Annotated in this window: 19 protein-coding genes; 9 read left to right on the top strand and 10 right to left on the bottom strand. The window is 72.6% G+C overall.

The window, feature by feature from the left end; translation table 11 throughout:
- Window positions 1-121: 121 nt before the first annotated feature.
- Window positions 122-898: a YkgJ family cysteine cluster protein gene (locus ACFQMF_RS09410; protein WP_256408837.1), complete on the top strand. Its 777-nt coding sequence runs from the start codon at window positions 122-124 to the stop codon at window positions 896-898.
- An 18-nt stretch (window positions 899-916) separates the two neighbouring features.
- Here the strand turns inward: ACFQMF_RS09410 and ACFQMF_RS09405 are convergent, their stop codons facing one another.
- Entirely contained in the window at window positions 917-1,828 is a 912-nt protein-coding gene (locus tag ACFQMF_RS09405; protein ID WP_256408836.1) for a dihydrodipicolinate synthase family protein, read from the bottom strand.
- A 92-nt stretch (window positions 1,829-1,920) separates the two neighbouring features.
- On the opposite strand from ACFQMF_RS09405, the gene ACFQMF_RS09400 reads away from it, so the two are divergent.
- The gene (locus tag ACFQMF_RS09400) at window positions 1,921-2,337 is read left to right on the top strand and encodes a TRAM domain-containing protein (protein ID WP_256408835.1); all 417 of its coding nucleotides are present in this window, start codon (window positions 1,921-1,923) and stop codon (window positions 2,335-2,337) included.
- A gap of 214 nt (window positions 2,338-2,551) precedes the next feature.
- Window positions 2,552-4,630 carry an AAA family ATPase gene (locus tag ACFQMF_RS09395; protein ID WP_256408834.1) on the top strand — a complete coding sequence of 693 codons (2,079 nt, stop codon included), beginning with the start codon at window positions 2,552-2,554 and terminating at the stop codon, window positions 4,628-4,630.
- 33 nt (window positions 4,631-4,663) lie between these two features.
- On the opposite strand, the gene ACFQMF_RS09390 is transcribed toward ACFQMF_RS09395, so the two are convergent.
- Together ACFQMF_RS09390 and ACFQMF_RS09385 are read right to left on the bottom strand one after the other, a co-directional pair.
- The gene (locus tag ACFQMF_RS09390; RefSeq protein WP_256408833.1) at window positions 4,664-4,888 is read right to left on the bottom strand and encodes a hypothetical protein; all 225 of its coding nucleotides are present in this window, start codon (window positions 4,886-4,888) and stop codon (window positions 4,664-4,666) included.
- Between the two features lie 64 nt (window positions 4,889-4,952).
- A complete protein-coding gene (locus ACFQMF_RS09385) occupies window positions 4,953-5,729 on the bottom strand; it encodes a bacteriorhodopsin (RefSeq protein ID WP_256408832.1) in 777 nt (258 codons plus the stop codon).
- Between the two features lie 250 nt (window positions 5,730-5,979).
- Between ACFQMF_RS09385 and ACFQMF_RS09380 the strand changes: the two genes are divergently transcribed.
- Window positions 5,980-6,357: a hypothetical protein gene (locus ACFQMF_RS09380; protein ID WP_256408831.1), complete on the top strand. Its 378-nt coding sequence runs from the start codon at window positions 5,980-5,982 to the stop codon at window positions 6,355-6,357.
- Window positions 6,358-6,406: 49 nt separating this feature from the next.
- On the opposite strand, the gene ACFQMF_RS09375 is transcribed toward ACFQMF_RS09380, so the two are convergent.
- A complete protein-coding gene (locus ACFQMF_RS09375) occupies window positions 6,407-7,132 on the bottom strand; it encodes a class I SAM-dependent methyltransferase (protein WP_256408830.1) in 726 nt (241 codons plus the stop codon).
- A 318-nt stretch (window positions 7,133-7,450) separates the two neighbouring features.
- Between ACFQMF_RS09375 and ACFQMF_RS09370 the strand changes: the two genes are divergently transcribed.
- The 4 genes from ACFQMF_RS09370 (at window position 7,451) to ACFQMF_RS09355 (ending at window position 10,011) form a co-directional block, all read left to right on the top strand.
- Entirely contained in the window at window positions 7,451-7,723 is a 273-nt protein-coding gene (locus ACFQMF_RS09370; RefSeq protein WP_092562049.1) for a helix-turn-helix domain-containing protein, read from the top strand.
- Window positions 7,724-7,784: 61 nt separating this feature from the next.
- Window positions 7,785-8,786, top strand: a complete 1,002-nt coding sequence (locus tag ACFQMF_RS09365) for a glycosyltransferase (RefSeq protein WP_256408829.1) — start codon at window positions 7,785-7,787, stop codon at window positions 8,784-8,786.
- Window positions 8,787-8,859: 73 nt separating this feature from the next.
- Complete coding sequence (hisF, locus tag ACFQMF_RS09360; RefSeq protein ID WP_256408828.1) at window positions 8,860-9,678, top strand: imidazole glycerol phosphate synthase subunit HisF; 819 nt, start codon at window positions 8,860-8,862, stop codon at window positions 9,676-9,678.
- A 150-nt stretch (window positions 9,679-9,828) separates the two neighbouring features.
- Complete coding sequence (locus ACFQMF_RS09355) at window positions 9,829-10,011, top strand: DUF7511 domain-containing protein (protein ID WP_256408827.1); 183 nt, start codon at window positions 9,829-9,831, stop codon at window positions 10,009-10,011.
- Window positions 10,012-10,466: 455 nt separating this feature from the next.
- On the opposite strand, the gene ACFQMF_RS09350 is transcribed toward ACFQMF_RS09355, so the two are convergent.
- The 4 genes from ACFQMF_RS09350 to ACFQMF_RS09335 all read right to left on the bottom strand — a co-directional run bounded on the left by ACFQMF_RS09350 (window position 10,467) and on the right by ACFQMF_RS09335 (window position 14,400).
- On the bottom strand, window positions 10,467-11,426 hold the full coding sequence (locus ACFQMF_RS09350) for an aminotransferase class IV (RefSeq protein WP_256408826.1): 960 nt from the start codon (window positions 11,424-11,426) through the stop codon (window positions 10,467-10,469).
- Entirely contained in the window at window positions 11,419-12,102 is a 684-nt protein-coding gene (locus ACFQMF_RS09345) for an anthranilate synthase component II (protein ID WP_256408825.1), read from the bottom strand. Before ACFQMF_RS09345 ends, ACFQMF_RS09350 begins: the two co-directional genes overlap by 8 nt.
- A complete protein-coding gene (locus tag ACFQMF_RS09340; protein WP_256408824.1) occupies window positions 12,095-13,810 on the bottom strand; it encodes an anthranilate synthase component I family protein in 1,716 nt (571 codons plus the stop codon). Before ACFQMF_RS09340 ends, ACFQMF_RS09345 begins: the two co-directional genes overlap by 8 nt.
- Window positions 13,811-13,881: 71 nt before the next feature.
- Window positions 13,882-14,400, bottom strand: a complete 519-nt coding sequence (locus ACFQMF_RS09335; RefSeq protein ID WP_256408823.1) for a helix-hairpin-helix domain-containing protein — start codon at window positions 14,398-14,400, stop codon at window positions 13,882-13,884.
- A gap of 130 nt (window positions 14,401-14,530) precedes the next feature.
- Here ACFQMF_RS09335 and ACFQMF_RS09330 point away from each other — a divergent pair, with 130 nt between their 5' ends.
- Entirely contained in the window at window positions 14,531-14,989 is a 459-nt protein-coding gene (locus tag ACFQMF_RS09330; protein WP_256408822.1) for a transporter, read from the top strand.
- A 23-nt stretch (window positions 14,990-15,012) separates the two neighbouring features.
- On the opposite strand, the gene ACFQMF_RS09325 is transcribed toward ACFQMF_RS09330, so the two are convergent.
- Together ACFQMF_RS09325 and ACFQMF_RS09320 are read right to left on the bottom strand one after the other, a co-directional pair.
- Window positions 15,013-15,837: a shikimate dehydrogenase gene (locus tag ACFQMF_RS09325; protein WP_256408821.1), complete on the bottom strand. Its 825-nt coding sequence runs from the start codon at window positions 15,835-15,837 to the stop codon at window positions 15,013-15,015.
- A gap of 115 nt (window positions 15,838-15,952) precedes the next feature.
- Window positions 15,953-17,080 (bottom strand): DUF373 family protein, encoded by a 1,128-nt coding sequence (locus ACFQMF_RS09320; protein ID WP_256408820.1) that lies wholly within the window; start codon window positions 17,078-17,080, stop codon window positions 15,953-15,955.
- Between the last annotated feature and the right edge of the window lie 55 nt (window positions 17,081-17,135).

Below are 17,135 nucleotides of genomic sequence, written 5' to 3'. Positions count from 1 at the left end.
GTCCGATAGGGAGCGGTCGCACTTCGCTCCTTCGGCGGGCGGGCGGCTCGCGGCCCTCGGAGACCTCCCGCCCGCCCCGCGAAGGGACGAGGTTAACCCGACCGCGCCGCAAGCGACGCGCATGGAACCGCTCGAAGCCGAGCTCTCGCGCGCCCGCGACCTCGCCGTCGACGACCTCGCCGACGCGATCGAGGCGATCGGCTTCGAGTGCACGCGCTGCGGCGGCTGCTGTACCGGCTACGCCCCTGACGAGCCCGGCGGCGCGCCGGCGGGGGAAGGGGTCGACGAGGGCGGTGAGGACGATTGTCACGGCGAAGGGTCCGAGGCACCCGACCGCGAGCCCCACACGGCCACCGTCTTCCCGGACGAGGTCCGCGAGGTCGCCGCCGCGGCCGAGGACCGGTTCGGCGAGTCGTACGACTGGCGCGACGTTGCCCGCCCAATGCCGTTCGGGCTCTCCGAGGGCGACGACGGCGAGCCAACGGGCGAGACGTTCGAGTGGGCGCTCGCGACCGACGACTGCGGCGACTGCACCTTCTACGAGGAGGCGGACGGGGAGGGCGCCTGTACGGTTCACGACGCCCGGCCGCTCATCTGCCGAACCTACCCGTTCAGCGTCGCCTTGGAGGGGACGAGCCAGCCCATGGGCGAGGCGGTCGACGAGGCCGGGATCGTCCGCGCCCACGAGTGCGAGGGGCTCGGCCGCGAGGTCTCCCGCGAGGACGCCGAGGCGCTGGCCGCGTCGCTGAAGGAGCGCGCGGTCCGCGAGCTGGCGGAGGCGATCGGGGTCCGCGACAGCTACGACCCGGCGGCGAGCGAGCGCGCCGACGGCGACGTCGTCGTCTTCGACTCGGAGGGGCCGAAGGAGGCCGACGGGACGCCGGTCGACGGGGACTGATCGCGGGACTGCGCCCGCTTATTCCCGAACGACGTCGAGCGCCGCGTCGACGTCGGCGGCGATCGCCTCGCGCGCCGCCTCGTCGGGGAGCGTGAGCGGCGGCCGGACCCTCGGATCCGGGACGAACCCGCGGTGCGCGGCCGCGACCTTCGTCGCGGGCGCGAACCCGTGGTCCCCGCACCGCTCGAAGAGGGGGGCGATCGCCCGGCGGTGGAGCGTCAGCGCGCGCTCGTCGTCGCCGGCGCGGAGCGCCTCGCCGAGGGCGACGAAGGCCTCCGGGATCACCTGCGAGAGGGCGTTGATCCCGCCGTCGACGCCGAGCGACGCGCTCGGATACAGCAGGGCGTCGACGCCCTGGACGACGGTGAACTCGTCGGGGGTCCGGTCGACGGCCGCGTCCACCGCGGAGATATCCCCGCTGGTGTCCTTCAGCCCGACGACCGACTCGCGCTCGGCGACCGCGGCGAGGACGTCGGGGTCTATCGGCTCGCCGACCGTCGACGGGATGTCGTAGAGGAACAGCGGCAGGGGCGTCCCGTCGGCGACCGCGTCGAGGAACGCCCGCTGGCCCGCCGGCGCCGTCGAGGTGTGGTAGTACGGGAGCGTGATCAGCCCCGCGTCCGCGCCGGCGGCGTCGGCGGCGCGGAGCCGGTCGAGGGCGCCGGAGACGGTCGTGTCCGCCGCGCCCGCGATCACCGGGACGTCTCCGTCGGCCGCCTCGACCACCGTCTCGACGACGGTCCGGCGCTCCGCGTCGGTGAGGCTGGCGAACTCGCCGGTGGTCCCGCAGGGGACCATCCCGTCGAGGCCGGCGTCGACGAGGGTCGAGACGTGGCTCGCCAGCGCCTCGGCGTCGACGTCCCCGTCGGCGTCGAAGGGGGTCACGATCGGGGGCGAGACGGCGCCGTAGCGGAAGTCGATGTCGCTCATGGGCGCCGGTTCGGCGGGCCGAGAGAAAGGCGTTGCCCACCGGCGGCGGTACAACTATACTGGTCCGTCGCCACGTACGGGTGGAGTCTACTATGGAGATCTCAGAGAAGCTCCTCTGTCTGTTCAGCGCCGACGTCCGCGAGGTCGACGGCGAGTACGTCGTCGACGTCCCGCGCCGCGAGATCGAGACCGGATCGCTGGAGCCCGGCGAGACGTATCGGGTCGCGCTCGTCTCCCGGTCGGGGGCCAAGGTCGACGACGAGACCGGCGGGGGCGCCGACGTCTCCGCCTCTCGCGCCGACGACGGGCCGCAGCCCCCGGTCGAGCCGGGCGAGATGCGGTACGTCGAGATCGAGGATCTGGGCAAGCAGGGCGACGGGATCGCCCGCGTCGAGCGCGGCTACGTGATCATCGTCCCCGACACGGAGGTCGGCGAACGGGTGAAGATCGAGGTCACGGAGGTCAAGTCAAACTTCGCGGTCGGCGAGGTCGTCGAGGAATCCGTCTGAGGTCTGGGGAAATCGAGAACCGGGACCGACGGCGCGGGGAGGCGACCGCGGCGGGGCGAACGCTGCCGCCGCTGCCGTCGGCGGCGGTCCGCGACCCGCGGTCGCCGCGCCTCGCGCGAATCGTCGTGGCTTCTATGTGCGAGCCGCGCGTACGCGATCGCATGGAGTCGACGAGCGTCGCCGCGGACCGGAGCCCCCACCGACCATGCCGCACATGAGCGTTCGACTGCCGGTCGCGGACGCCCCCGCGTCGGTCGGCGACCGTCGCGTCGGCCTCTCCGCGTCGGTGCTCTCGGACCTCGGCGTCGAGCCCGGCGAGACCGTGAGCGTCCGCGGCGGTCGGACCACCGCCGCGGTCGCGGCGCGCGTCGACGACGGCCCCGGCGGGGCCTGCCTCCCCGAGCCGATCCGCCGGAACGCCGAGGTCGACGTCGGCGACACGGTGACGGTCGAACCGGTCGACGCCGCGCCCGCCGCGACGGTCACCCTTCGCCTCGACGAGTCGATGGACCTCACCCGCGCGGCGGCGGCCCTGCGGCGTCGACTGGGCGGGACGGCCGTCTCCGTCGGCGACGAGGTCGAGGCGACGCTGCTCGGCGGCGCGCTGACGCTGACGTTCGTCGTCGGAGAGGTGACGCCGTCCTCGCCCGGGATCGTCGGCGAGGAGACCGAGATCGACGTGACGACCGACGAGGGGACGGCGGCGGTCGTCGACGATCCCGACCTCCCCGACGCGGGCGACGTCGTCCCCGCGGCGACGTTCCGGGAGCTCCGCGAGGCGACCGCGACCCGGCTCGACGGGCGCGAGTCGTTCGCGGCGGCCGGCCGGCCGACGACGCTCGGGCTCCTGCTCGAAGGGCCGCGCGGGGCCGGGAAGACGACGCTCGTCGAGGGGGTCGCGGCCGCGGTCGACGCGACCCTCGTCAGGGCCTCGGCCGCGCGGCTCCGCGGCGAGGGCGCGGGCGACCGCGACCGGCGGCTCGACCGCGTCGTCGACGCCGCGAGCGACGCCGACCGGGCGGTGGTCCTCCTCGACGACCTGGAGGTCCTCGGCGACGACGGCGCTGCCGCGACGCTCGGCGACCGCCTCCGCGAGACGCTCGACGAGCTGCGGGACGGGGACGGGACGGTCGTCGTCGGCGTGACCACGGACGCCGAGCGCGTCCCCGAGTCGCTGCGGCGCGGCGGGCGGTTCGACCGCGAGGTCGAGCTCGCCCCGCTGAGCGTCGCGGACCGGGAGGCGGCGCTCGAGAGCGTCGCCCGCGACGTCCCGCTCGCGATGGACGTCGACTTCGCGGCGACGGCGGCCCGGATCAACGGGTTCGTCCTCGCCGACGTCGCGGTGCTCGTCGACGCCGCGCTGGAGCGGGCGGTGCGCCGCGACGGCCGGACCGCGGTCCGGCAGGCCGACCTCGACGCCGCGATGGAGTCGATCGAGCCCGGGGGACTCCGGGACGTCGCCGTCGACGTCCCGTCGGTCTCGTGGGACGAGGTCGGCGGGCTGGAGGCCGCGAAACGCGAGATCGTCCGCGCGGTGTACTGGCCGCTGGAGTACGCCGACCGCTTCGAGCGCGCCGGCATCGAGCCGCCCTCCGGCGTGCTGCTGTACGGGCCGCCCGGCACCGGCAAGACGCTGCTCGCGCGGGCCGCCGCCAGCCTCAGCGACGCGAACTTCATCTCGGTGAACGGGCCGGAGCTGCTGAACCGGTACGTCGGGGCGAGCGAGCAGGCGGTGCGCGACCTGTTCGCGACGGCGCGGGAGAACGCGCCGGCGGTCGTCTTCTTCGACGAGGTCGACGCCATCTCCCCGAAGCGGCGCGGCGACGACACCGGCGCCGGCGAGCGCGTCGTCTCCCAGCTGCTGACGGAGCTCGACGGGCTCGAACCCCTGACGGACGTCGTCGTCGTCGCGGCGACCAACCGCCCCGATTCGATCGACGAGGCGCTCCTGCGGCCGGGACGGATCGAGAAGGCCGTCGAGACTCCCTTACCCGACGAGGCGGCGCGCCGCGAGATCCTCGCGATTCACACCCGGAACACGCCGACGACCGCCGCGGTCGACCTCGACGCGCTGGCGGCGCGGACCGCGGGGTACAGCGGCGGCGACCTCGCCGCCCTGGTCCGCGAGGCCGCGATGCTCGCCATCGAGGAGACGATCGTCGACGAAAGCGGCGGCGCCGACGGGCCGAGCGAGGCGATCGCGGTCGACGTCGACCACTTCGAGCGCGCGCTCGCCGAGACCGCGCCCTCGGTCGACGAGCCCGGCGAGCGGACGGCGACGCCGCAGGACTGAGCGGGGAGCCGACGGCGGCGATCCGAGATCTACCTACCCGCGCTCCTCGTGGAGGTTAAGAATGAAGTAGATGATCCCGAGCACCGTGACCAGTTCGACCGCCGAGACCATCCAGAACGCGGTTTCGAAGCTGATCCCCTGACGTTCCAGCGTCGGCAGCGCGAACAGCGCGGCGGCGGCGGCGGCGAAACAGACGACGATCCCGATGACCGACGTGATGTTCAGTACGGCGACGGTTTCGGTTGGTTCGTTGGACATGTATTGTGTATGAGTGTAAAAAATGAACCGCTATTCGACAGCCGACGCGAGAGGTCGGGAGCGCTTAGTCGGCGGCCGACGCCTCGCCGGCGGACGGCTCCGGCGCCTCGGCGTCGCCCATGATGGCGCGGCTGCGCAGGAGGACGAACCCGAAGCCAACCTTGGCCGTCACGTCGAGAACCATGAACAGGAGGGTCTCGATGCCGAGGCCGACGACGCCGGCGCCCTCGGTGCCGACGATCCACAGGATCGGGTAGGCCGTCCAGAGGACGAGGACCAACGCGGTCAGCGTGTTGAACGTACTCGCGACCTCGGGCCCGCGCGCCTTCGCCGCACTGCGGAGGCTCGTGGCGAGGTAGTACAGCACGATAATCATGCAGATCGTGCTGAACAGCCACCAGGAGTACCGCGCGAGCATCGTCTTCGACAGCGCACCGATGAGGCCGGTGACGATCATCAGCGCGTCGACGCCGATGAGCGTGCCGATGCTGACCCGGTCGACCTTCGCGAGCAGCGCGAGGTCGAGCAGGAGCAGCGGCGTGGTGAACAGCCAGTCGGCGTACCGGGCGTAGTAGATTTCGAGCGTGCCGCGGCCGACGACTTCGACCTCGGTCAGCCCGACGCCGAAGAACATCGACAGGTACGCGGCCGACGCGATGCCCGGCACGAGGATCGTGATCGCGTAGTACTCGCGAGCGTCCTTATCGGTGACCCCCCAGCCCTTGACGATGAAATAGAAGGTCCCGATAAGCATGAATAGCGTCCCGATACCCAGCCACAGCGTTTCGGGCCGACCGTCCCCGAGGACGTCGAACCCTGCCTGTAGTACTGTCGGATCCATACGCAAATCTGTGTTTGTGGTATAGTATATTCAACTTCGACACAGCATAGTAAGGTATGGCCTCGCGCGTCGCGGCGGCGACCCGCCGACTCCCGGCCCGGGTCGGATCCCGGAGACGGCGTTCGAGACGCGGGATCGGCGCTCGATGGCCCGGTACGGCGCGGGTTTCGGGTCGATCGCTCGTCAGGTGGGGGGTCGGTGCCTTACTGGTGACCCGAAACTAAACCATCCTGGCGTTCGTAGTGCCCGTATGGCGAACGAAGAGACCGAGACGGAGACCGAAACGACGGACGAGACCGAGGAAACGACGGAGCGCGAGACCGAGACGGAGGCGACGGCGCTCGACATGGAGGCGCTCGACGCGTACGAGGACCGCGTGGAGGAGCTCTCGTCGGCGCTGGAGGAGCGCGAGGAGACCATCGAGGAGCTGGAGTCCGTGGTCGAGGAGCAGTCCGAACAGATCGAGAAGCTGGAGGGCCGGTTCCTCGACCTCTCGGCCCGCGTCGCCGACGGGCGGAACCTCGGCGTCTGTCCGGAGTGTAACGGCCCGACGGAGAAGAAGGAGCGGCTGTTCCGGAGCGACACGATCGAGTGCCTGCGGTGCGGCGAGGTCGTCCACACGTACTGAGGCGCGCGGGCGCGTCCGAATCGGAGGTGCCCGAGGCGCCGGCGGTCGCTCAGTCGTCGCCGTCGGCCGGGACGCGGGCGTCCCAGTAGGAGACGGAGGCGACGTAGTCGCCCGGAACCGTGTCGCCGACGAGCTCGTCGAGGACGCGGAAGGGCTTCGCGACGGGACCGGGGAGCTCGCGGTAGAAGCCGTACGGCAGGACGAAGTCGTGCTCCTCGCCGGCGAGGGTGAGGTCCGCCGCGCGCAGCATGTCGACGACCTGCCGCTCGGAGTAGAGCCGGGAGCCCATCGGGAGCAGCCAGGTGTACAGCGTCCGGAGGCTGCGGCTGTTGAACGTGTCGAAGAACACCCGGTTCGCGCTGACGCGGCGCAGCTCGCGGGCGAACGGGACCGGGTCGTCCATCAGGTGGAAGAAGCGCATCGCGACCACCGTGTCGAAGTGGTCGTCCGGGAACGGGAGCCGGGAGGCGTCGCCGCGCACGAACTCGACGGTGTCGGACAGCCCCGCCTCGGCCGCCTTCTCGCGGCCCTGTTCGAGCATCTCCCGGGAGATGTCGAGCCCGACGATGTCGGCGCCCTGGTCCGCCAACATGGTGGTGAACCGACCGGTGCCGCAGGCGACTTCCAGCACGCGGTGTCCCTCCTCGATCGGCCCGAGCGCCGAGAGGACCGCCTCCTTCTCGCGCCGATCGATGAGCTCTCCGCCGCCCGAGAATCGGACGTCCTCGTACTCCTCCGCGACCTCGTCGGCCTGGTACCAGTCCTGTCCCTTCACGTTGTCCGTACTGCACGCCCGACCGACAAAACCGTACTGGATGCGGTCGGGGACGGGGACGCGATCCGAGGGTCGCGGCCGCGTCCCCCTCCCGCGACTCGACCGGGTCGTCGCCCCCTTATCGGGTCGATTCCGGACGGGCCGGTCTCGGTCGACGCTTTGCCGACCGATCGAGACGAGGCGTTCTGAGCGGAACCAGACGCCCGGACCGGAACGAAGCGCCCGGACCGAGACGTGATATTAACACATTATATTATCCCAATCGGATTCCCCAATATGTAGCTAACCTTTACCAATAAGCGAATAGTTCACCGCGTTATGAGTACCAGTCCAGCGGAGACCGCCGACCAGGACCGCCTCTCTGAGAGCGAGTACCGCGACCGCTTGCGCGAACTCCCCCCGAGCGCCAAGCTCGTCGCCAAGGTACTGGAGGGCGACTCGCCCCTCTCGCAGGGCGGCCTCGCCGAGGAGTCGCTCCTCCCCGACCGCACCGTCCGCTACGCGCTCAACCGCCTGGAGGAGGAGGGGCTCGTCGACTCCCGCTACAGCTTCAAGGACGCCCGCAAGCAGGTCTACTACCTGACGACGTAACCGGAACGCCGACCGAACCGCACGGAGCCCTTTTTAATCCCTCGCCCCGATACCCGGACGTATGGAGCTCTCGGTCGTCGTACCGACCCTCAACGGGCGGGACCGGCTGGCCGCCTGTCTCGACGCGCTGGCGACGCACGCCCCCGAGTCTGAGGTGATCGTCGCCAACGGCCCCTCCGCGGACGGGACGACCGGGATGGTGCGCGACCGCGACGACGTCGACGTGCTCGTGGAGGTCTCGGACCGCACGGTCAACGTCGCCCGCAACGCCGGCATCGAGGTCGCGACCGGCGACGCGGTCGCCCTGGTCGACTACGACAACCGGATCGGCGAGGGGTGGCTCGACGCGGTCCGGTCCGGGCTCGCCGCCGCCGACGCGGTGACGGGACCGGTGACGCCGATCGAACCGTCCCGCGCGGCCGGGGACGCCGCCGACGGTGAGGCGGTCGACGCCGCCGCCGAGGGCGACGCCGCCGAGGGCGACGCCGCCGAGGGCGACTCGGGCCCCGAACGCCGAACGATCGCGGGCCGCGACGTCACCTACTTCGCGGGCGGGAACGTCGCCTTCAGGCGGGAGACGCTCCGGGACCTCGACGGCTTCGACGAGTACCTCCGGACCGGCGGCGCGCGCGACGCGGCCCACCGGCTCGCGCGGATGGACCGCGAGGTCGCGTGGCGCGACGACCTCGCCGCGACAAAGGAGCTGCCGACCCCGGCCGCCGCCGACGGCGGGCGCAGCGCCCGCGAGTGGGGCTGGAAGTACCGGGCGCTCGCGTACCGACTGCTGAAGAACTACGGGGTCCGGCCGACGGTGGCGGCGCGGGTCGGCTCGCACGCCGCGACGGACGCGCTCGGTGCGGCCGCCGACGTGGTCCGCGGCGAGTCGACGCCCTCGCGGTGGGTCGCGACCGGCCGCGACGTGCTCGTCGGGCTCGCCGGCGGGAGCTCGGACGGCCTCGTCGCCCGCGGCCGCGACCGGAGCCCGGCCCGGAACCCGAACGGGCTCTCGAAGCGCGCCGACCGCGCCGTCGCGAAGTACGACCGACGGGAGCGGGAGGAGTGACGGGCGGGCGGCCCGGGCCGTCCGCCCGTCCCCGCGTCCTTTAACCACCGGGGTCGCCTACGGCCGGTAACGAATGGGACTCACGAAGCGGATCATCCCCTGTATCGACGTCGACCTCGACGACGACGGGGACGCGGCGGTGTACACGGGCGTCAACTTCGAGAACCTGGAGTACACCGGCGATCCCGTCGAGCTGGCGAAGAAGTACAACGCCGCCGGCGCAGACGAGTTCGTCTTCCTCGACATCACCGCGAGCGCGGAGGGCCGCGAGACGATGCTCGACGTCGTCAACGCGGTCGCCGACGAGTGTTTCATCCCCCTCACCGTCGGCGGCGGCATCCGCACAAAGGCCGACATCAAGGAGACGCTCCGCGCCGGCGCGGACAAGGTGTCGATCACGACCGGCGCCCTCGAACGCCCCGAGCTCATCGAGGAGGGCGCCGCGGCGTTCGGCAGCCAGTGCATCGTCATCTCGGTCGACGCGCGCCGCCGGTACGACGACGCGGGCGACCACTTCTACGAGGACGAGGACGGCGAGACGGTGTGGTTCGAGTGCACGAAGAAGGGCGGCCGCGAGGGTACCGGGATCGACGCCGTCTCGTGGGCGCAGGAGGCCGAGGCGCGCGGCGCGGGCGAGCTGTTCGTCAACTCCATCGACAAGGACGGGACGAAGGACGGCTACGACATTCCGCTGATGACGGCGGTGTGCGACGCCGTCTCGACGCCCGTCATCGCCTCCTCCGGCTGCGGCGCGCCCGAGGACATGTACGAGGTGTTCACCGAGGCGAACGCCGACGCGGGGCTCGCCGCCTCGATCTTCCACTTCGGCGACTACTCCATCGAGGAGACGAAGGCGTACCTCGACGAGCGCGGCGTTCCCGTCCGGCTGTGAGCCCGGCCGTGCCGCTTTTGTCATAGGGGCCCGAGTCGGGTCCGTGGATTCACTCGGGGATCGGTTAATTTCCGGTATCGATGACGGTTGTTCCGCCGATCGCGACCGAAAACCAATACTTATTATTCGATCGGAAACGAATCGCGACGTATGTCCACGTCACCGACGCGCGTCCGTGCCGAGCGCCCGGAGCTCGTCTGTAAGCGGACCGACGGCGGCTCGGGTGAGGGTGAGGTGACGTTCTTCGAGCGGGACCGCGATCCCGACGAGCGGACGACGCGCTGGATCACGGTCCGAGAGGCGGACTGCGTGACGCGCGACGAGTGGCGGTAGTACGTCGTTTCCGTTCGATTTTTGATCGGTTGGGTCGGTATCGGCGAGTCGGTGAGGGCGGCCACGATCTCAGTCGCTCGTTTATAAGTGATTGACTGAAGAACGGCGGTTAACACCTCCAAAGCCCCAGCCGTTCGCCTATAGGCAGTTGATCCCGGATCATTGGTGAACACCTCCAAAGCCCCAGCCGCGAGGACGGCGCACGCTCGCTGCGCTCCTCAGTCGCTCACTTCGTTCGCTCCTTACGGTGCTTGCGTCGCCTGCGCCGTCCTCGCGACTGCCCCTTTGAGTCCCACCCGACCGCGACCGCACCGCACCTCACGCCTCCCCAGCCTCGTCGGTGGTCCTCCGCTTCGCTCCGGACCACCGACTCCCTCGCGCGGTGCTGCTCGGCCGCGGGGCGGCCTCGCAGGCACGCGCCACCGCACGTTCATTTATAAATAACCCTCGTCGACTCACAGCCGCTCGCCGTCGTAGTACCGCTCCTCTATCCGTCGGTCGAACAGCCGCGAGAGCAGGGTGGTCAGGGGGCCTTCGACGCCGTCCCCCTCCCCGTCGACCGCGAGGCCGTCGACCGTCTCGACCGGGCGGATCTCCCACGTCGAGTTGGTGAGGAAGACCTCGTCGGCCCCGCGGACCGCGTCGGGCGCGTACGTCCCCTCCTCCACCGGGATCCCCTCTTCCTCGGCGATCTCGATCACGGTGCGCCGGGTGACGCCGGGGAGGATCGGACCGTCGAGGGAGGGCGTCTTGAGGGCCGCACCGTCGGCGAAGAAGAGGTTCGCGGTCGCCCCCTCGGCGACGTTGCCGTCGGGGTCGAGCATGAGCGCCTCGTCGGCGCCGGTCACCCGGAGCTCCAGCCGGGCCAAGATCCCGTTGAGGTAGTTGTGCGTCTTCGCGCCGGCCGGGAGCGCCCGCGGGGACGGCTTGCGGGTCTTCGTCGTCTGGAGCGCGGCCGGCCCGCCGTGGACCGGCTCCGAGTCGACGCCGCCGCGGGGGAGCGGCTTCGCGATCACGACGACGGTCGGGTCCACCTCGGGCGTCGGGTCGAGCGTGCCGGGCTGGACCCCGCGGGTGACCGAGAGTTTCAGGTAGGCGTCCGCGAGGCCGTTCGCGGCGAGCGTCTCGTCGACCCGGGCCCTCAGGTCGGCGTCGGCGAGACCGTGGTCGAGCCCGAGGGCGTCGCAGGTGTCGGCGAGCCGCGCGGCGTGGGCGTCCCATCGGAAGACGTCGCCGCCGTACGCGCGCATCGTCTCGAAGGCGGCGTCGCCGTAGGCGAACCCGCGGTCCTCGACCGAGACGGTCGCCTCGCTCGCGGGCGCGAGCTCGCCGTCGACGTGGTACCGGAGCTCCTCGCCCGCGTCGCTCCCGGGCGGTTCGTCGCCCGCGCCGCCCTCGCTCGATCCCTCACTCATGCGCCTCGCACACCTCCGCGAAGTTCGCCACCATCGCCTTCCCCCGCGGCGTGAGGATGCTCTCGGGGTGGAACTGCACGCCGATATGGGGTCGCTCGCGGTGACGCACGCCCATCACGACCTCGCGCTCCTCGTCCGTGCGGGCCGTCTCGACGAGCTCGTCGGGGAGGTCGTCGCGCTCGACGCACAGCGAGTGGTACCGCCCGACGCGGAGCCGGTCGGGGAGCCCGGCGAACACGCCCGACCCGTCGTGGGTGATCGCCGACGGCTTCCCGTGGACGACCTCCGGGGCGTGACCGACCCGGCTCCCGCGGTTCGCACACAGCGCCTGGTGGCCGAGACAGACGCCGAGCACCGGGAGATCGAGGTCGAAGACGGCCGTGGAGACGCCCGCCTCGGCCGGGGTGCCCGGCCCCGGCGAGACGACGACGCCGTCGGGGTCGAGCGCGCGGATCCCGTCGAGGTCGACCGCGTCGTTCCGCCGCACCGCGACCGCGCCGGCGACCTCGCCCACGTACTGGACGAGGTTGTACGCGAACGAGTCGTAGTTGTCGACGACGAGCACCCGGGCCTCGGCGTCGCCGGCGCCGGCCCGCCAGCCGGCCGCGGCGTCGCCGGCCGCGTCCGCCCCGGCGCCGTCGGCGCGCCTCCCCTCCGGGGCCGCCGCGTCAGTCATCGCTCGCCTCCGGCTCCTCCGGGTCGCTCGCGGCCCCGGGCCCGCCGACGGCAATCCCGCCCGCCGCGAGCGCCTCGTCGATGGCGGTCACGAGCGCGCGCGCCTTCGCGAGCGTCTCCTCGTACTCCGCGTCGGGTTCGGAGTCGTGGACGATCCCGGCGCCGACGCGCAGGTGGTACTCCGCGGCGTGCCGGACCAAGGTGCGGATGACGATGTTCAGCGTCGCGCGGCCGTCGAACCCCGCGGCGAGCATCGAGCCGGTGTACGGCCCCCGACGCGTCGCCTCCAGCTCGTCGATGATCTCCATCGTCCGCGGCTTGGGCGCGCCCGTGATCGTCCCGCCGGGGAAACACGCCGCGACCGCGTCGGCGACCCCCACGTCCGGGCGCGCCTCGCCCTCGATCAGGCTCACGAGGTGCATCACCTCGCTGTACCGGTCGACGCGGCGGTACTCCGCGACGTCGACCGTGCCGAACCGCGAGACCTTCCCGAGGTCGTTGCGCTCTAGGTCGACGAGCATCGCGTGCTCCGCGCGCTCCTTCGCGTCGCCGGTCAGCTCGGCCTCCAGCGCCGCGTCCTCGTCGGGGGTCGCCCCGCGCGGTCGCGTCCCGGCGATAGGCTCCGTCACGAGGCGAGCGCCGCGCTCGGAGTCGTCGGTCGGAATGCGCTCCAACAGGAGCTCCGGGCTCGCGCTCACGAGGTCGACGCCGACGGGGGCGTCGCCGCCCTCGCTCCCGTCCGGTTCCCCCTTGCTCCCGTCCGGTTCCCCCTCCCGCGAGAACTCGATCAGGCCGGAGTACGGCGCCGGGTTCACCGCCCGGAGCGCGTCGTACGCCTCCACCGGGTGGACCGCGGCCGGGGCCCGGAGGCGCTGCGACACGTTCGCCTGGAAGGTGTCGCCGTCGCGGACGTACGCCTTCACCCGGCGGACCGCCTCGGCGTACCCCTCGCGGCCGACGTCGCTCTCGAAGGTCGCCGTCGCGGCGTCGGGGTCGGGGGCGGGGCCGACGCCCGGGTCCCCGGTCTCGATCCGGTTGATCAGGTCGCCGGCCCGCGCCGCCCCCGCGTCGAACAGCGCGTCGAGGGCGTCGCGGTCGGCGTCCGAGTCGCCGAGCCCCTCGGGAACCCGGGGGCAGGCGGTCACGCGGAGCGTGACGGGGGGGTCGTCGGTGCCCCCTTCGGTATTATCGGCGACCGGACGCTCCCACGCCGCGACCCGGTCGAAGACGCCGACCTGAAGCCGAGGGAGGCCCCGGTCGTCGACCGCGCCCGGCCCCGCCGGCGCGGGCGCCGGGAGCGACTCCAGCTCGCGGGCGACGTCGTAGGAGAGCCAGCCGAACGCGCCGCAGGGGTACGGGACCTCGCAGTCGCCGCGCGCGAGGGCCTCCCCGTCGAGGAGCCCCTGGAGCGCCGCGAGCGTCGGGCTCGGGCGCCGGTAGTCGCCCGCGGACCCCTCGGCGGCCCCGGCGACGGCCGCGTCGCCCGAGGCGGTCAGCCGCTCGATTGGGTCGACCCCGAAGTAGCCCCACCCGGCCTGCCCGCCGGTGGTCTCGTAACAGAAGCCGCCGGGACCGTCGCGGGCCCGGCGGTAGGCCGCGAAGGGATCGTCGACGGCGACCCGGCGCTCGACCGGGACCCGGGCCCCCGCGGGCGCCGCGGCGGCGACCTCGCGGAAGCGGTCCCGGTCGGTGTGTACCGATCGCTGCATGTGGGTCGGTTCGGCGGGCGCGACGAAACAGTTGCGGTCGGGGGTCTCGGAGGCGGTCGGGACCGTCGGCCTCAGAACTCGCTCGCGCGCTCGATCCACGTCGCGGCGCGGCTCTCGCCGACGCTCGTGCCCTCGGCGACCGCCTCCGGGTCGGCGGCCGCGAGGTCCTCGACGCTGTCGATCCCGATCTCGGCGAGCCGCTCGGCGTAGGCCGGACCGATCCCCTTGATCTCCTCGACGTCGGTGCCGACGTCGTCGGCGTCGACGGCGACGTCGTCCGCCCCGGCGTCGGCGGCCTCGGCCTGCTCGGCGGCGGTGTCGTCGGTCCCGGCGCTGTCCGCGTCGCCTCCGTCCGCGTCGCCGCCTTCGCTCTCGCCGTCTCCCGCGTCCGGCTCCCCGTCGACCAGTGACTCCGTGGAGGCCGCCGCCTCGGTCCCGGCGGCGGCGGACTCCGCGTCCCCGGGGTCGCTCTCGGCGTCCGCCTCGGCCGTCGGGTCGCTCTCGACGGTCACTTCCGCCTCCGTCTCGTCGCGCTCGGCGCGACCGGTCCCGAACCCGAGCTTCTCCTTGATCTTCTGCAGTAGGGCCATCGACGGGGCATACGCCCGTGGGATATTTAAAAACCCTCGCCGCCGACCGCCCCCGAGTTCGGTGGGTCGCCGAGCTCCGCCGGGCGCCCGTCTCGCCGGTTTATAAGTAACGTCGGTCCATCCGACGGGTATGAATCTCGTTAACCCGGTCATGTGGTCGGTCCACGTCGGCTTCGCGGTCCTCTGGACCGGCAGCGTCCTGTTCGTCGCCCTCGCGGTGCTCCCGCCGGCGCTGCGCGGCGACGTCGACGGCGACGCCCTCGGGTCGATCGTCGGCCGCCTCCGGTGGATCACCCGGATCGCCGCCCTCGCGTTCCTCGCCTCCGGCGGCCACATGGCCGGGACGCTGTACACGTTCGAGTCGCTCACCGGGACCGGTCGCGGTCACCTCGTGCTGACGATGATCGCGCTCTGGTTCCTGATCACCGGGCTCGTCGAGGTCGCGAGCGGGAAGCTGGCCGACGGGCTCGACGCCGGCAAGCTCCGCGAGCCCGCCCGCGACGCGAAGCCGTTCCTCTACGGCGCCGCCGGGCTCTCCGCGGCCCTCGTCGTCACCGCCGGGCTGCTGGCGACGCCCGGACTCGTCTAGCGCCTCTCGGACCGCTCCGGACCCTACTCCAGCTCCGCCCGCAGCGCCGCGTTCATCGCGTCGACGGGCGCCTCCCGGCCGGTCCAGATCTCGAACGCCTCGACGCCCTGGAACAGCAGCATCCACGCGCCGTCGACCGTCGTCGCGCCCGCCTCGGCGGCCTCCCGCAGGAGCCGCGTCTCGATCGGCGCGTACACCGCGTCGAGCACCGCGAGGTCGCCGTGGAGGTGTTCCGCGGGCACCGGCGTCTCCCCGGGGGCCTCCATCCCGACGCTCGTCGCGTTGACCAGCACGTCCGCGCCGGCGACGCGCTCGCCGAGGTCGCCGAGGCCGCCGCCGGTCGCGCCGGGGACCGCCTCCGCCAGCGAGACGGCGCGCTCGGCGGTGCGGTTCGCCACGCGGACGCTCGCGCCCGCGTCGGCCAGCGCGAACGCCGCCGCGCGTCCGGCGCCGCCGGCGCCGACGACGAGCGCTTCCCTCCCGTCCAGTTCCACGTCGTGGCGCGCGAAGGCGCGCTGCACGCCCGCCGCGTCGGTGTTGTGGCCGCGGGGGCGGTCGGCGTCGCCGTCGCGCACCGGGCCGAAGTCGACCGTGTTGACCGCCCCGATGCGCTCGGCGAGGGGCGCGGCGTCGACCGCGTCGAGGATGTCGCGCTTGAACGGCACCGTGACGTTGAGCCCGGCCACGCCGAGGTCGGCGGCGCCCGCGACCGCCGCGGCCGCCGCGTCGGCGTCCGGCTCGAAGGTGACGTAGCGCGCGTCGATCCCGAGCGCCTCGTAGCCGGCCTCGTGGAGCGGCGGCGACAGCGAGTGCTCGACCGGGTTCCCGATCAGTCCGTACACGTCCATGGGCGCTCACGCGGCCGCGACCGACAAAAGGGGCGCGGTCGGGGTGGGGAGACCGCGGGAATAGGCGCGGTCGGGGCGGGGAGACCGCCGACGAGCGCGGTCGCGCCCGCGTCGCTCAGTTCCCGTCCGTCTCCCGGTCCGCGTCGATGACGTCCTCCAGCGTCTCCGTGCCCACGTCGCTCGCGAGCTTGACGCCGACGAGCGAGACGACGATCCCCGCGACGATGAACCCCGCGAGCCGCTGGACGGGAGTCACGCCGACGCCGATCGGGTCGAACGGGTCGATCACCGCCTCCTGCGCGAGGAAGTAGCCCGCGAACCCGCGGACGACGAGCGAGACGGCCCCGATGACGAACGGGAGGTTGAGGTAGGGGGTCCGGATCCCCTCGTCGCGGATCAGCTCGTCGAGCAGCCGCCCGACGGCCGCGGTGACGCCCGCGACCGCGAACCACGGGATGGCGGTGTAGGTGAACTCCATCGCCTCCACGAGCCGGGGGGCGCTCCCGAGCTCCGAGGCCGCCAGCACGCCGAAGAACCCGCCCACCAAGGCGAGCCCGCCGGCGACGACGTAGGTCACGATCGACACCTGGCCGGCGTACAGCGCCTCCCGGACCCGCTCCGGCATCCCCGCGACGAACCGGTCGATCGCGAGGCCCTTGTACAGCAGCGCGGCTCCGAGCAGCCCCGCGACGCCGGCGACCGCCTCGGCGGCGGAGAACCAGTAGAACAGCGCCGGCAGCAGCAGGAGAGCGACGCCGAACGGGACGAGGACCGTCGAGCGGAGCTGCTCGTCGGCGAGGAACTGCTTCAGGAGGTAGTACGTCGACTCGATGTCGCGGGCCTGGCGGACGACGACGCGGTCGACCGAGTCGACCGGGATCCGCGACTCGACGATCGGGAGCACCCGCTCGTCCTCCGCCGAGTCGACGACGACGACCGCGGCCCGGGGGTCGTACCGGTCCACGAGGTCGTCGAGCTGGGCGGCGATCGAGCGGTCGGCGCCGACGGCGGTGTCGCTCTCGGCAGACACGACCGCGACGACCGCCTCCTCGCGCTCGTCGCGGAGGTCGCGGGCGACCCGCAGCGACTCCAGCAGACAGTTGACGCTGGCGTCCTCCGGGTCGCTGAGCCCGGCGTCCGTGACGAGCGAGCGGACCGCCTCCCAGCCGGCGACCGGCATCGGGACGTTCGTGGCCCGCCCGATCGCCCCGGACCGGTCGATGCAGATGACCAGCGTCGTCACGCCTCGACTCTCGATCCGCCCGGATAAAAAGCTCCCCGTCGGTCCGGGGGATCGG

Origin of the sequence: Halorubrum rutilum (assembly GCF_042665015.1) — an archaeon.
Lineage (GTDB): Archaea > Halobacteriota > Halobacteria > Halobacteriales > Haloferacaceae > Halorubrum > Halorubrum rutilum.
The sequence above is the reverse complement of the archived record's forward strand: the minus strand, read 5'-3'. Positions and strand labels throughout refer to the sequence as shown.